Origin of the sequence: Streptomyces sp. 2-1, from assembly GCF_048564895.1 — a bacterium.
Lineage (GTDB): Bacteria > Actinomycetota > Actinomycetes > Streptomycetales > Streptomycetaceae > Streptomyces > Streptomyces phaeochromogenes.
Window position 1 is genome coordinate 10,405,391 of the sequence record NZ_CP183383.1, and the last position, 13,619, is coordinate 10,419,009.

The window sequence follows — 13,619 nt, forward strand, 5'->3', positions numbered from 1 at the left end:
CACGTGGGCGCACGAGGTGCCGGGGTTCAGTGGCGTCGCCCGGCACTCGGACGGCGTGCCGTCAGCAGCAGCGCTATGTCGTCCGGGCGGTCGGCGACATGGCGGGCCTTTGCGGTGAGCCGGTCGGCGACCGCGGCCAGCGAACGGCCGCCGGGGCGTCCGGCGGACGAACCGGCCCGGGCCAGGGCCACGCGCAGCGCGGTGATGCCCTCGTCGATGTCGACGCCGGGCCGTTCGACCAGCCCGTCGGTGTAGAGCGCGAGGATGGCGCCGTGCTCCAGCTGCAACTCCGTCACGGGGTACTGGGCGTGCTGGTCGACGCCGAGCACGACGCCGCCGGGGATGTCCAGGACGTGGGTGCGGCCGTCCGGGTAGCGCAGGATCGGTGGGGGATGCCCGGCGCGGGCGACCTGGGCCAGACCCGTGAGGGGGTCCAGCCGGATGTAGCAGCAGCTGGCGAACAGGCCGGGATCGAGGTCGATCAGGAGCCGGTTGGTGCCGCTGAGTACCTCGTCGGGCGGATGGTCGCCGAGCGCGAAGGCCCTTACGGCACTGCGCAGTTGACCCATGGTGGCGGCGGCCTGGACGCCGTGCCCCTGGACGTCGCCGATGACCAGGGCAAGCCCGTCCCCGGACTCGACGACGTCGTACCAGTCGCCTCCCACGTCCATGCCCTGGGTGCCCGCCAGATAGCGCCCGACGGTCTCCACCCGCGGATGGCCCGACAGACGCCGGGGGAGGAGCGCCTGCTGGAGCCCGCGGGCGAGCGCGGCCTCGGTGTCGTACCGGTGTGCCTTCTCCATGGCGTGGGCAATCAGCCCGGCGAGGGCGGTGAGCACCGTACGTTCCTCGGTGCTGAAGTCGCGGGGACGGTCGAAGCCCAGAATGCAGGAGCCGACGGGGCGCCCGGAGGCGATGAGGGGCAGGAAGGCGCGGGCACCCTCCGTGGCGTCGAGCGGGATGCCGGGATAGGCGGCCGTGAGCTGGTGCATCGACTCGAAGAAGAGCGGCCGGCCGGTGGTGAGGGTCTCCACGCCGGGCAGCCGGGTGTCCAGACCGACTCCGTCGAAGGGTGCGAGGAATCCCTTCGGGAAGCCCGATTCCCAGGCCAGATACAGATGCCGGTCCTGCAGCAGGTAGATGGCGAGCCGACGGCCGCCGAAGGCCGGCAGCAGTTCCTGCATCACGACCGCGGACACCTGGTGGGCGGTGACCGCCTCGGTCAGCGCGATCGCGAGGATGATCGGCCGGTACAGCGGGGCCATCGAGGTGACCGCGGCCGAGGAACCGTCGGCCAGGGGTGCGTCGTCGGCCAGTGCGTCCGCCCCGGGTTGCGGCGCCGGCTCGGGAGGCGGGTCCGCCATACGGTCGGCCGGAATGACCTTGCAGGTCAGGATGTCGGGACCCGGATAGACGGAGAGTGCGAACCAGTCACCTCCCTGGGGGTCCGCGTGGGGCTTCTCCTCGTCCTTGAGCGGCCGTACGACGTGGCAGTGCACCGGATGCGGTGACAGCAGGGCCTCGCGCAGGTGGTCCTCGTAGGTGGGCCTGTCCATCCATGGCACCGCCTCCCACAGGAGACGGCCCACGAGCTCGGACCGCGGTCGGCCCAGGACCTCCGCCGCCCGCGGATTCGCGTAGACGATCAGACCCAGCCGGTCGAGGCAGAACACACCCTCAGGGAGCAGGTCGGCCGCCTTGTCGGCCGCCGAGCCGATGGCCGGATCGAGGACGATGCCGCGGACCGGGTGCCCTCCGGGCGGTACGGACGTGTCGTGCGGGGTCCAGAGCTCCAGCAGCCGAAGCTTGCCGTCGACGGCGTGCACGTGCAGGGGCAGCGGCGGCGGTCTTCCTGCGGCCGTCTCCCGAAGGGCGGCCAGGATGTGATGGGAGTCGGCGGCGGCCACGGCGTCCGCGAGCGCCTGCGGGGTGTCGGCGGCCTCTCCCGGTGCCACCCCGAGCAGGGCGCGCAGCCGGTTGTCGGCGGTCACGACATCGGTTGCCGGATTCCAGGAGAAACGCCCGATGGGCGCGGCAGGGGGGCCGGCCGCCGGTGGCCGCACGCACAGCGGTTCGTCGTCCCAGGCGATCGGGGACCCGTTGCCGTCCTCCAGGCTCCGCAGGGCCGTGCCCAGGTTCTCGGCCAGCTGTGCCATGCGGTCACGGTCGGGCAGCACGGTGGTTGCGTCCGACGTCGAGGGGCGCAGGAGGGTCAGTACGCCGTAGACCGTCGACCCTCCGACCACGGGCACGTACACGGACCCGAACTGGAACGGCAGGCCCGCCGCGAACTGGGGGTAGCGGCGCATCGTCTCCGTGGCGTCCGGGAGCACCACCTGGACGCCCAGCCGGTAGGCGTCCGCGACGGGGAACCGACGGTCGACGTGCAGGCGCCACCAGGGCCGGAACAGGGGCCCGGGCAGCCCTGAGAGCACGGCCAGCCGCAGCAGCCCGGGCGTACTGGACCGCAGGTACACGCCTCCCGCGAAGGCGTCGGCCGCGCCGATCGCCTCCGCCGTGATCCCGGTCAGCAGCGCGGCCAGGCGTGCGGGCGTCCGGGTGTCGTGCTCGGCTCTCCCAGTCATCGGCCCTACCTCGTCCGTGCGCCGCCGAGTGGCTGACACAGCAAGAATGCGCCACGATCGCCTCCGCCTGCACCCGGGCGGGGAACTCCGTGTGAATCCGACGAGGGTAACGGCGCCCGCACGGGCCCGGGCGTCCGGAATCGTGACGGTCGGGTGGCAGGCAGCTACTGTCCGGCACGTCTCCCGGAACAATACGGCGATCCGGCCGACGGGCTCGGCCCGGTCGGTGTCAGGCCGCCGGTCGCACCAGACCGGACTCGTAGGCGAAGACCACCGCCTGGACGCGGGCGTGGGCGCCGATCTTGGCGAGGATGTTGCTGACGTGGGTCTTCACGGTGGTCGGGGCGATGGACAGGCGCTCGGCGATCTCGGCGTTGGACCAGCCGGAGGCGACGGCGGTGAGGACGTCCCGCTCGCGCCCGGTGAGGGTGCCGAGGCCGGCCTCCCCGCCGAGCGGGTGGACGGGGCGCTGCTGGCGGACCGTGTCGATGAGCGTGCGGGTCAGGCCGGGAGTGATCACGGCGTCTCCCGCGGCCACGATACGGATGGCCGCGGTCAGCTCGTCCGGAGTGGCGTCCTGGAGAAGGAATCCGGCCGCTCCGGCGCGCAGCGCGGCGTAGGCGCTTCTCTCTCGGCTGGCAGGTGTCAGCACGAGCACGCGCGGGCGCTGCCCGCCCGCTCCGGTGAGTTCGGAGACCAGCGGGAGGAGGGAGGGGTGGGCGATGCGGCGAATGGTCGCGATGCCGTCCGTGTCGGCGACGCCGCTGTCCAGCAGGACGACGTCGGGGCGGAGTTCGGTGCTGAGACGAACCGCATCTGCTCCGGTCGCAGCTTCGCCGACGACGGTCAGGTCGGGCTCGGCGGCCAGCAGCATCCGCAGGCCGAGCCGCTGCAGGGACTGGTCGTTCACGATGAGTACGGAGGTCATGGCAGGCGTTCTCCATGGGGAGGGGCGATGGGCGGCGTCCTCGCCGGGGACATGCGCGGAGCCCTGAACGAAACTGTTTCGTTCACCTCGATGTCCAGAGTAGCCCCGCCGCTATCGATACGGCACCGTTTTTGTTGTGGTCTGGCTCACTCCTCGCCCTCAGGTCGCGGCGGACCGGTCCGAGAGGCACTTCATCAGCGGCTGGACGCGCGTACCGAACGGTGTGCAGCACGGGGTGCCGGAGTGCCGGACCGGCCATGTCGAGGCAGGCAACTCGGCCTGAGGCGGCAGGTGTTGAAGACCAGGTAAGGGAGGGTGGAGGCGAAGGTGCGATTCCTGCGAAGGCCCGCATTCTGTGAGGCCAGAACGGTAAAATTTATCGTATGAACGCACGGCTGGCTCTGCTCAGCATGGTGGAACCAGGTGTCGCGGAGAGTGAGATCTTCCGGTTGGCACTCCAGCACGCAGTGGGCGAGCTCGGTGCCCTGGGAGGGATGATCCACCTTCGCGGCCCCATGTCCGCCCTGCGGCTGGTGTCCGCCGCCGGACTCCCACCGGCCCTCACCCGGGCCTGGGAGATCATCGACCAGGAGGGCCCGCTGGCCCCCGCCCGCGCCCTGCACCGGGGCAGCGGCGTCTGGGCGCCGCGGGAGCTCACGGCGCATTCGGTGGCCGGGGAGGCCGCCTGGCCGGGCAGTGGACTGGCGGCAGCCCCGCTGTTCAGCGGGGACCGCAGCATCGGGGCGCTCTCCGTCGTCACGGGCGAAGGGGGCGAGCCCACCCGGGAGCAGTGGGACTTCCTGCGGGCCGTGATCGCCTGGACCGAGGAACGCATGGCCCAGGCGCCCCCGCCGGCCGGACCCGCGCAGGCCGAGCTCAGCGGCGAGCGCCTGCGACAGGCCCTCAAGGAGGTCAGCGTCGGCTCCTGGGACTGGGACATCCGCACCGGCGACCTGATCTGGGACGAGGCGGCCCTGGAGCTCTACGGCACCAGACCGGCCGACTTCACCGGCAAGATCGAGAACTGGATGAGGATCGTCCACCCCGACGACCTCGCCCCGACGCTGGGCGCCGCGCAGCGGGCGATCCGCGACCACACGGTCTACGAGGCGGAGTACCGCGTACGCGGCCTGGACGGTACGTACGGCTGGACCCAGGCCCGCGGCAGGGCGACGTACGACGAACACGGCGAACCCCTCCGGATGATCGGCGTGGGCTGGGAGAGCAACGAGTCACGGTCCGCCCGTGACGCTCTCAGCCGCGCCCTGCGCCATATGAGCGACGGATTCCTGGCGTTCGACGACGAGTGGCGGATCACCTTCGCCAATCTGGAGGCGGAGCGCACGCTGGGCCTCTCCGAGGAGGAGTTGTTCGGGCGTGTCCTGTGGGACCTGCCCACGGCACAGCAGGTGCCGGGCATGGAGCGGCGCTTTCGCAAGGCCGCGGCCGAGGACAAGCCCGCCAGCTTCGACGTACACATACCGGAGGGCGACCGTCGCTACCACCTGCGGCTGGTCCCCGGCCCCGACGGCCGCACCCTCTACTTCGCCGACGTCACCGAGAGGCGGCGGCACGAGGAGGAGCGCCAGGCCGCCGAGCGGGTCGCGTCCGAACGTGCGGCCCAGATGGCTGAGCTGACGGCCGCGCTCGCCAAGGCGACGACCTCACGGGACGTGGTGGACGCGCTCGCCCCACGGGTGCTCCCGCCGTTCGCCGCCGCCGGACTCCTGGTGCAGACGGTCGAGGGCGAATGGCTGCACACCGTGGGAGCGGTCGGCTATCCGGACGGCTTCCTCGCCAGAGTCGACCGCCGCCCGCGGATGTCCGGCGACCCGGGCTGGGACGCGATCACGTCCGACACGCCGCTCTTCCTGTCCACCGTCGAGGAACTCGTCGCGCGCTCACCGGGACAGGCCGACCTGCCCGGGAGTGCGGGCAAACAGGCGTGGGCGTTCCTGCCGCTGACGGCGTCCGGCGTCACCTTCGGCGTCTGCGTCGTGGCCTTCGACCGCCCGCGCCGCCTCAACGACGACGAACGCACCCTGCTGACCACGATCAGCGCCCTGGTCGCCCAGGCACTGGAACGGGCGAGGCTCTACGACGCCGAACACACCCGGTCCCGCGAACTCCAGCGCAGCCTGCTCCCCCGGGACCTGCCCACCCCTCCGGCCTGCACGGCGGCGGCCCGCTACCTTCCCGCGGGCCAGGGCATGGACGTGGGCGGCGACTGGTACGACATCATCCCGCTCTCCGGCGGCCAGGTGGCCCTGGTGGTCGGCGACGTGATGGGCCACGGCCTGCCGGAGGCGGCGACGATGGGCCGCCTGCGCACGGCGGTCCACACCCTCGCCGACCTGGAACTTCCGCCCGACGAGATCATGAGCCACCTGAACGACATCGTCGGCGGCATGGGCGAGGAGTCGTACGTCACCTGCCTGTACGCGCTGTACGACTCGACCACGCAGATCTGCTCCATCGCCCGGGCGGGCCATCCCCCGCCGGCCGTGGTCCACCCCGACGGCCGGGTCCACTTTCCGGAACTGGCCCCCGACCCTCCGCTGGGCGCGGCCGAACCACCCTTCGAGACGGTCGAGTTGGCGGTGCCGGAGGGCAGCCTGCTCGTGCTCTACACCGACGGTCTCGTGGAGTCCTCCACGCGCGAGATCGACGAGGGCATGGCGGACCTCGCCGGGCTGCTGCGCGCGGCGCACATCACGGACGTGGACCCGGAGGACGAGCGCGATCGGCTGGAACGTCTCTGCGACACCCTCACGGCCGGACTTCTCCCCGCCGAGCACCAGGCCGCCGACGACGCGGCACTCCTCGTCGCCCGGCTGCACGCCCTGCCCGTCGAGAGGATGGCCTCCTGGTCGCTCCCCGAGGACCCCAAGGCGGCAGGCCAGGCCCGCCGCCACGTCCGTGAGCAGCTCGCCGCCTGGGGCCTCGACAGCCTGACACCGACCACGGAACTCCTGGCCAGCGAGCTGGTCGGCAACGTCGTACGCCACGCCAAGGGACCTGTCAGCCTGCGCCTTCTGCACGACGCCGAGCTGGTCTGCGAGGTCTTCGACGGCAGCCTGACGATGCCCCGCATCCGCCGGGCGACGGACACCGACGAGGGCGGGCGCGGCCTGCAACTGATCACGGCACTCTCCCGGCGCTGGGGCACGCGATACACCGCGACCGGAAAATGCATCTGGACCGAGCAGGCCCTCCTCGGCCCGGACAGCCGCAAGGGCGAGCCGTCCGACGCCCTGGAGCTGATGCTCCCGAATGTCGGGGAGTTCGACGGGGACCTGGACGCACTCCCTTTCGGGGACCAGGAGTTGTAGGGGCCAGGGTCCTTGGGGACCAGCAACTGTCCGGACGGGGCCGGAACTTCGGCTCCTAGACCGCGTCGCGCCACACCTTCACGTCCAAGGTGGCGTACGTCGTTCCGGACGAGCCCTGGTACGTCACCAGCCCCACGTGTCCCGTCCCGCTGATGACGCACATCTGCTGGCCGGCGGCCAGGTCCTTGATCCAGATGTAGCTCTTGTAGCCGGTCGCGGCCTTGCACGCCTCCACGCTTCCCGTTCGCCCCGCCGGCAGCAGGGCCAGGGAGCTGCCGGAGGTGGTGCCGGGCGCGAGGACAGCACCCGAGGAGTAGACGGCGTACGTCAGATCCTCGTCGGAGCTCCCGGAGTCCGCCTTGGAACGCACCGGGGTGTCCGCCAGATACAGGTCGTGGCTCGCGGTCATCCGGATCCCGGAGTACGTGACCGGGGCAGGGGCCTTGGGCGCCGACGGCTCGCTGGACGCGGTCGGGGGCGCCGGGTTCGGAGCCTGTGTGGGCGTCGCGGGCCCCGAAGGGCCGGACGGCAGCGCGGACTTGGCGGGCTTCGGCTTCTTCGACGCCTTGGTGGACGGGGAGTCGGATGCCGACGGGGACTTCTCGGCTTTCGGCGCCGACTGCGACGCGGCCACCTCCGCGGACCCGGTGTCGTCCTTGTCGCCGTCCCCCGGGGCGAGCAGCAGCGCGGCGGCGGCTCCACCGGCGACGAGCCCGACTGCGGCGGCTGACAGTATCCAGGGCCGGGCCCTGCGGCCCGCGCTGTTCGTGGCGACCGGGGAGGTCTGCGCGGCGGTCGGCTCCTGCGGCTGGGGCCATGGGGTTGGTGTGTACGCACCTGGTGCGGCCGGACTCCCCATCACGAACGGCCCGGGCAGCGCGGCGTGGGACTGGCCGGCATGGGGCTGAGCGGCATGGGGTTGCGCCGCGTGGGACGGCGAGGTGGGGGAGTAGGCCGCCGCGGGGCCGAAACCGCCGGAGCCGGCGGGGCCGAAGCCGCCACCTGAGCCCGCCGCCCCGAAACCGCCCGAGTCCGCGGCCCCGAATCCACCGGAACCCGCGGCCCCGAAACCGCCGGAACCGTGAGCGCTCGGAGTCTGCTCCGGCTCCGCCTGGGCCTGGGCCTGGGCTTGGGCCTGGGCCTGATGGGCTCCTTCGGCACGAGCCGCTATCCCCGCGGCCAGTTCGCCCGGCAGCCATGCCCCCGATGTGTACCGGGCCTCGTCACCGCGGTGCGCCTGGATCGTCTGGACGGAGCGGATGACCTCCTCGACGGAAGGCCGTTCGGCGGCGGGCTTGCGCAGACACCGCGCCACCAACTCCCGTATCTCGTCGGGTACTTGGCCGAGGTCGGGCTGCTCGTGCACCACCCGGTAGAGCACCGCGTGCGCGTCACCGTCCCCGAAGGCGCCGCGGCCCGTCGAGGCGAACACGGCGGTCTGTCCCAGCGCGAACACGTCGGCCGAGGGGGCGGCCTCGCCGCCGAGCGCCTGCTCCGGTGCCATGTAGGCGACCGTGCCGAGGGCCATTCCGCTCTGCGTGACCGAGGTGGCGTCCGCCGCCCGTGCGACACCGAAGTCGATGACGCGAGGACCGTCGTCGGCGAGCAGCACGTTCGACGGCTTGAGATCGCGGTGCACGATGCCCTCGCGGTGCACCGCCTGCAGCGCCTCCGCGACACCGGCGATCAGCCGCAGCACGGTGTCGACGGGCAGTGGCCCGTGGTCGCTTATCGCGTCGGCGAGGGACGGACCCGGCACATAGGCCGTCGCACACCACGGGACGGAGCCTTCGGTGTCGCTGTCCACGACCGGGGCTGTATAGAGGCCGTGCACCCGGCTCGCGGACGCCACCTCGGCCTGGAACCGCTTGCGGAACTCGGCGTTCTCGGCCAGCTCCGGCCGGATCACCTTGACCGCGACGGCCCGTCCGCCCGGCGTGTGCGAGAGATAGACCCGCCCCATGCCGCCGGACCCGAGCCGCGCCACCAGCCGGTAGCCGCCCACGATCCGCGGATCGCCGTCCTCCAGCGGCTGGAAACCTCCCGCGCCGGGCCCACCGTTGCTCAACACGCCCACTCCGCCCCAAGATCTGTTCGGTGGCCCCATTGCATCACGGGTCACTCGCGTCCCGTCGCACAGCCGTTCAAGCGGGCGCCGGATCGGGGACCTGTGGTGAAGGTGATGTGCGGAACTCGGTCCCGGGGGCCTTCAGACCCGGGGTATCGGGAGGGCGTACACCTTGTTGAAGTGCTGGGCGATCAGCGGGCCGTCGCTGTCGCAGGCGAGTTGCCAGTCGTTGATGCCGGTGTCCTGGCCGTCGGTGAAGTTCCAGAGCAGCTCGCCCTGTTGGGCGTCGAGCGCGTAGAAGCCGTCCTTGTTGCGGGCGGCCGTGACGAACACCGAGCCGGCGCCCGCCACGAGGGCGTTGCCCAGATCGAGTCGCGGGGTCCGGCGGAACCAGCGCCGGGTGCCGTCGGCGGCGTCGAAGGCCTGGACGCCGTGCGGGTTCCTGGTGGTGCAGTACACCGTGCCGGCCGCGGCGGCCACGGAGGCGAATCCGCCCTTCTCCTCCTTCACCCGCCAGCGCACGGCACCCGACTCCACGTCCACGGCGATGAGTTCGCTGTCGACGGCGAAGACGGTCGCGCCGAGCACCACCGGGGCCGAGCGGGCGTCCGAGTCGGAGTTCATGGGCCGGCGCCACAGCACGTTGCCGCGGCTCGCGGTGCCACGGGCCGTGAGCCGGTGCAGCCCGTCCATGTAGACGAAGCGGCTGGACGCCATGACGGGCTTCAGATCGAGGCCGATGTCCTCCTCGCTGATGGGGATGACATTGGCCCGGCGCGCCCGCAGATCGGTGTTGAGGACGACGTTCGTGGAGGTGGCCGACCCCGGCGACCCGTCCGGGCGGGTGAACCGCAGACCCGAGATGGTGACTTGCTGGTCGCTGAACCCGCCGAGCAGGGTGTCGAACCGGAAGTCCTCTCCGAAGTCCAGGGAGAACCGCTCGACGCCCGTGGCCGGGTCGACGCCCAGTACGGTCGCGCCGGTGCCGAGGGCGACGACATCGCCCGAGACGAGGAGGGGCGAGGTGGGGGACTGGCTGATGCCCCGGTAGGTCCACCGGGGGCGGGTGCCGTCGGCGAGGCCGAGGCAGAACAGCGTGCCCGACTGCGACTTCAGCAGGGCCGTGTCCTTGTAGAGGGCGGCCGGTGCCTTGACAAGTGCGTCGCCCTGGTAGACCCACAGCGGCTTCGGCGCGGGACCGGCCGGCTCCGGGGCCGACCCCGTCCGCTCGTCCGGCTCACCGAGCAGTGCGGCGACGCCGGAACCGAGAGTGACGGCGCCGAGCGCGGCTGCCGCGAGGACCGTACGGCGGGAGGGGCGCGGCCGGGACCGGCGCCGTGAGCGGCGGGTGACGGGGTCGGGCGACGACTTCTCGGGCGGCGGGCTGGGCGTCGGGGCATGGGGGAAGACGACACGGCTGGGGCTCGGGCGCTCGGTGACGAGCTGCTGAACGGCCACGCGCGGGTCGGTGCGGACACCGGCGGTGGCCGCGCGGCCGGTGGTGGCGCCGGCGGGCTCGCGCTCGACGTTGTCCGCACTCGGTCCGGGCCCGAGGTCCAGGTCCATGAGGTCGGCAGCCTGCGCGCTGATCGAGGCGGCCACGGGCTCCGGCAGCCAGCCCGTCCAGTCCAGCGCGTCGGTACCACCGGGCACGCACGCCGCCGACACCCGGTCCGGGGTGGGCCGGGCCGTCGGGGACTTGTCGAGACAGAGCTCGATGATCGTGTCCAGCGGATCCGGAACACCCGTCAGATCCGGCGTACCGTGCACCACTTGGTACAGCAGGGTGGCCGCCGACGAGCCGTCGAAGGGCGCGTTCCCGGTGGCGGCGAAGGCGAGGACCGAGCCGAGGCAGAACACGTCCCCCTCCGGGCCCATCGGGTCACCCGTGGCGTGCTCGGGGCACATGTAGCGCGGGGAGCCCAACAGCACACCGGACAGGGTGAGTTCGTAGCCGTCGGTGGCGCGGACGATACCGAAGTCGATGACCCGGGGGCCCTCGGCGGACAGCAGCACATTGGACGGTTTGAGATCGCGGTGCACCAGCCCCGCGGAGTGCACGGCGATCAGCGCCTCGGCGAGTCCGGCCCCGAGGGCCAGCACGGACTTCGGCGGCAGCGGCCCGTGTTCCTCGACCGCGTCGGCCAGCGTCGGACCGACGATGTGCGCGGTGGCGAGCCAGGGGACGGGGCCGTCCGGGTCGGCGTCCACGACGGTGGCCGTGTATCTGCCGCTCACCGCCCGCGCCGCGTCCACCTCGCGCCGGAACCGGATCCGGAAGTCCCTGTTCGCGGCCAGCTCCGGCCGGATGACCTTGACGGCCACGGTCCGCTGCTGATCGTCCCGGGCGAGGAAGACCTCCCCCATCCCTCCGGCGCCGAGCCGCGCGACAGGACGGTACGGTCCCAGGTGCTCCGGATCCGTGGGACGAAGTGGCTCCATTGCCCTCAGCTCGCCTGTTCATCGTCGAATGGACTTGGGGCGAGAGTAGGTGCTGGAGGGACAGTTGGTGTACGCAACCGAGCAACCTATGGCCATTACTTGACGTTTCAGATAGATACCGCCCGGACGGTCTTCCGGACGGCCTCGGAGGATGCGTACGAGAGTGTCAGGCCCGTCCGCGGGCCTGCTGGGAGCGTCGCGCCAGCGAGTCGATGAGCACCGCGGCGAAGAGCACCCCGCCCGTGATGATGAACTGGACGGCCGTGGGGGTGTCCGTGATCGCCATGCCCGAGGCGATCGACTGGATGATCAGCATGCCGAGCACCGCGGACCAGGTCGTGCCGCGTCCGCCGAACAGGCTGGTGCCGCCGATGACGGCCGCCGCGATGGCGTTGACCAGCAGGACGCCCGAGCCCGAACCCTGGCTCACCGACGTGATGCGCGAGGCCAGGAACAGGCCGCCGATCGCTGCCATGGTGCCCGAGACCGCGAGCACCGCCGTCTGCACCCGCGTCACACTCAGGCTGGCGCGCCGGGCCGCCTCCATGCTGCCGCCCAGTGCGTAGATCTGCCGGCCGTAGTGCGTACGGCGGAGGACGAGGTCGAGGCCGGCCACCACCACGAGGAAGATCAGGAGCGCGAGCGGCAGCCCCTGGAAACGGTTGAGCAGATACGCGGCGGTGAACGCGACCACCGCGACCACTCCCGTGCGGACCGTGATCCACCGGAGCGAGCGGTGCGGCATACCGACGGCCTTGCGTCGCCGCATGTCCTGGTAGGACACCAGGAAGACGACGCCCGAGGCGATCGCCGCCAGACCGTAGGCCGCGGCGTCGTTGGTGAAGTAGTAGCTGGTCAGCTTGGCGACGAGTCCGTTCTCGTCGAGGTTGACGGTGCCGCTGGTCCCGAGGACGTAGAGCATGAGGCCGTTCCAGGTGAGCAGCCCGGCGAGGGTGACGACGAACGCCGGCACCCGGGTTCTGGCCACGGAGAAGCCCTGGACGGTTCCCGCCAGCGTTCCCGCGAGCACCGCGATGATGACGGCGAGCCATTCCGGCACGCCGTGGTTGACGTTCAGCACGGCGAAGGCCGCCGCTGCGAGACCGCTGATCGAGCCGACCGACAGGTCGAGTTCACCGAGCAGCAGTACGAAGACGATGCCGACCGCGATCAGGCCCGTACCCACGATGTCCACGCTGAGGTTGGACAGGTTCCGCGGGGACAGGAAGTTGGAGTTGAGCGACTGGAAGGTGATCCAGACCGCGGCCAGGACGAGGACGACGGGGAGCGAGCCCAGTTCGCCGGCCCGCATCTTGCGCCTGAGGTAGGCGACCCCCCTCTCCGTGGCACGGGTGACGGCCGGCCCGCGGTTCGGCCGCCCGGCCCCGGCGCCGGGTGCGGTGGGCTCGGACCGTGTGGTGTCCGCCGTGTCGCGCGTCCCTTTCACCATCCCGCCTCCTGGGCGGCCGTTCGGCGGGGCACGTTCTCCGTGGCGCCGGTGATGGAGGAGATGATCTGTTCCTGGGACGAGGTGTTCACGTCGAAGAAGCCGTTGTTGCGGCCCAGCCGCAGGACGGCCGCCCGGTCCGCGAGAGCCTTGATGTCACCCATGTTGTGGCTGATGAGCAGAACGCCCAGACCGCGGTCGCGCAGCTGGTCGACTAGGTCCAGGACCTCGCCGGTCTGCTCGAATCCCAGCGCCGCGGTCGGTTCGTCCAGGAGGAGCACCCGCGGGTCGCCGAGCAGCGAACGGGCGATGGCGACCGTCTGCCGCTGACCGCTGGACAGCGAGACGACAGGGGCACGCAGATCGGGGATGCCTCGGGTCAGACGGTCCAGCAGGCCTCTGGTGCGGCGCTCCATCTCCACCTCGTCGAGGAACCCGAACCTGCGGATCTCCTGCCCGAGGAACAGATTGCCGACGACGTCGAGGTTTCCGCACAGCGCGAGGTCCTGGTAGACGGCGGCGATGCCGAGGTCCCGGGCGTCGTGGGGACGCCTGATGTGGACCGCCCGGCCCTCCCACTCGATGGAGCCCTTGTCCGCGGGTGAGACCCCGGAGATCACCTTGACCAGGGTGGATTTGCCCGCCCCGTTGTCGCCCAGCAGAGCGACGACCTGCCCGGCGTGGATCTCCAGCTCGATGTCGTCGAGGACCTCGATGACACCGAAGCGTTTGCATACGCCGTGCAGTGCCAGCAACGGGGGACTCGGCACGGAAACCATCTCCTTCCCGGGGGCGGGCCGGACCTGGTCGGAACCTG

Annotated in this window: 7 protein-coding genes; 1 reads left to right on the top strand and 6 read right to left on the bottom strand. The window is 71.7% G+C overall.

What is annotated here, in order from left to right; all coding sequences use genetic code 11:
• Positions 1–26 precede the first annotated feature (26 nt).
• Both ACN20J_RS45480 and ACN20J_RS45485 read right to left on the bottom strand, forming a co-directional pair.
• Positions 27–2,585: a SpoIIE family protein phosphatase gene (locus ACN20J_RS45480; protein ID WP_419668315.1), complete on the bottom strand. Its 2,559-nt coding sequence runs from the start codon at positions 2,583–2,585 to the stop codon at positions 27–29.
• 229 nt (positions 2,586–2,814) lie between these two features.
• Positions 2,815–3,513, bottom strand: a complete 699-nt coding sequence (locus ACN20J_RS45485; RefSeq protein WP_190230009.1) for a LuxR C-terminal-related transcriptional regulator — start codon at positions 3,511–3,513, stop codon at positions 2,815–2,817.
• Between the two features lie 383 nt (positions 3,514–3,896).
• On the opposite strand from ACN20J_RS45485, the gene ACN20J_RS45490 reads away from it, so the two are divergent.
• Positions 3,897–6,845, top strand: coding sequence for a SpoIIE family protein phosphatase (locus tag ACN20J_RS45490; protein WP_419668316.1), 2,949 nt, complete (start codon positions 3,897–3,899; stop codon positions 6,843–6,845).
• Between the two features lie 55 nt (positions 6,846–6,900).
• Here the strand turns inward: ACN20J_RS45490 and ACN20J_RS45495 are convergent, their stop codons facing one another.
• From ACN20J_RS45495 to ACN20J_RS45510, 4 genes are all read right to left on the bottom strand, one after another.
• On the bottom strand, positions 6,901–8,916 hold the full coding sequence (locus ACN20J_RS45495) for a protein kinase domain-containing protein (protein ID WP_419668317.1): 2,016 nt from the start codon (positions 8,914–8,916) through the stop codon (positions 6,901–6,903).
• A gap of 138 nt (positions 8,917–9,054) precedes the next feature.
• The gene (locus tag ACN20J_RS45500; protein ID WP_419668318.1) at positions 9,055–11,280 is read right to left on the bottom strand and encodes a protein kinase domain-containing protein; all 2,226 of its coding nucleotides are present in this window, start codon (positions 11,278–11,280) and stop codon (positions 9,055–9,057) included.
• 241 nt (positions 11,281–11,521) lie between these two features.
• A complete protein-coding gene (locus ACN20J_RS45505) occupies positions 11,522–12,805 on the bottom strand; it encodes a sugar ABC transporter permease (protein WP_419668319.1) in 1,284 nt (427 codons plus the stop codon).
• On the bottom strand, positions 12,799–13,581 hold the full coding sequence (locus tag ACN20J_RS45510) for an ATP-binding cassette domain-containing protein (protein WP_142940581.1): 783 nt from the start codon (positions 13,579–13,581) through the stop codon (positions 12,799–12,801). Before ACN20J_RS45510 ends, ACN20J_RS45505 begins: the two co-directional genes overlap by 7 nt.
• Positions 13,582–13,619: the final 38 nt, after the last annotated feature.

Coding starts and splice junctions, on each gene's coding strand:
- ACN20J_RS45500 (WP_419668318.1), bottom strand. CDS start 11,280: ATGGGGGAGGTCTTCCTCGCCCGGGACGATCAGCAGCGGACCGTGGCC.
- ACN20J_RS45485 (WP_190230009.1), bottom strand. CDS start 3,513: ATGACCTCCGTACTCATCGTGAACGACCAGTCCCTGCAGCGGCTCGGC.
- ACN20J_RS45505 (WP_419668319.1), bottom strand. CDS start 12,805: ATGGTGAAAGGGACGCGCGACACGGCGGACACCACACGGTCCGAGCCC.
- ACN20J_RS45490 (WP_419668316.1), top strand. CDS start 3,897: ATGAACGCACGGCTGGCTCTGCTCAGCATGGTGGAACCAGGTGTCGCG.
- ACN20J_RS45510 (WP_142940581.1), bottom strand. CDS start 13,581: ATGGTTTCCGTGCCGAGTCCCCCGTTGCTGGCACTGCACGGCGTATGC.
- ACN20J_RS45480 (WP_419668315.1), bottom strand. CDS start 2,585: ATGACTGGGAGAGCCGAGCACGACACCCGGACGCCCGCACGCCTGGCC.